Annotated in this window: 2 pseudogenes; one reads left to right on the forward strand and one right to left on the reverse strand. The window is 78.1% G+C overall.

Annotation, left to right across the window (positions count from 1 at the left end):
• Nucleotides 1–288 (reverse strand): annotated as a pseudogene (locus ND748_RS33225) (serine/threonine protein kinase); the annotation flags it as partial.
• Nucleotides 289–316: 28 nt separating this feature from the next.
• Between ND748_RS33225 and ND748_RS33230 the strand changes: the two are divergent.
• Nucleotides 317–729, forward strand: a pseudogene (locus ND748_RS33230) (hypothetical protein); the annotation flags it as partial.

Consider the following 729-nt stretch of genomic DNA (forward strand, 5'->3'; position numbering starts at 1 on the left):
GGTGGTGGGCGCGGTGTTGTGGTCCCCAGCCGTCGCGCCGCTCAGGCCACCCTGCCCGCCGGGCAGGGGGACCTCACCGACCGCCGACGCGGTGGCGTGGGCGGGTCCGCCGTGAGCATGCACGAGCAGTCCGATGACCATCAGCGCGGCCACGATCACGGCGCCGGCCGCGGCCACGGCGGTGATCAACCGCGCCCGCCGCCGGCCGTCCGGGCCGGGATCGTCGTCGTAACCTGCGGCGGCGGCCAGCACCAGGTCCAGCGGCTCGGTCGCCGGGCCGGACAGCACGGCGACCGGCTCCGGCTCCGGCGTCGGCGTGGGCGTCCACGTCGGCTTCGGCTTCGTCGTCGCGCCGATTCCGGGCATCGGTCCGCCCGGAATCGTGGACCTGCCCGAGGGGACGGATCCGCCCAAGGGCACGATCTCGCGCGAGGGGACGGATCCGCCCGAGCGCACGGGTTCACCCGAGGGCGCCGATCCGCCCGGCGGCCGGGACGAGCCGGGGGTGGTCGGGGCCCGATCGGACGCGACGCGGACTCCCCCGCCGGGCACCGGCTCGGGCCGTGCGATCGCCAACCCCGTCGCAAAGCCCGGTCTTCTTCCCGCCCCCATTCCCGCCGCCGCGGATCCGGACCCCGACCTCGCCACCGACGCGGATCCGGGCCCCGACCTCGCCACCGACGGCGACGCCGACGCCCCCGGCACGGGGCCGGCCGCCGACGCCGACGC

Source organism: Frankia sp. AiPs1 (genome assembly GCF_023716945.1).
In the GTDB taxonomy this organism is placed as follows: Bacteria; Actinomycetota; Actinomycetes; order Frankiales; family Frankiaceae; genus Frankia.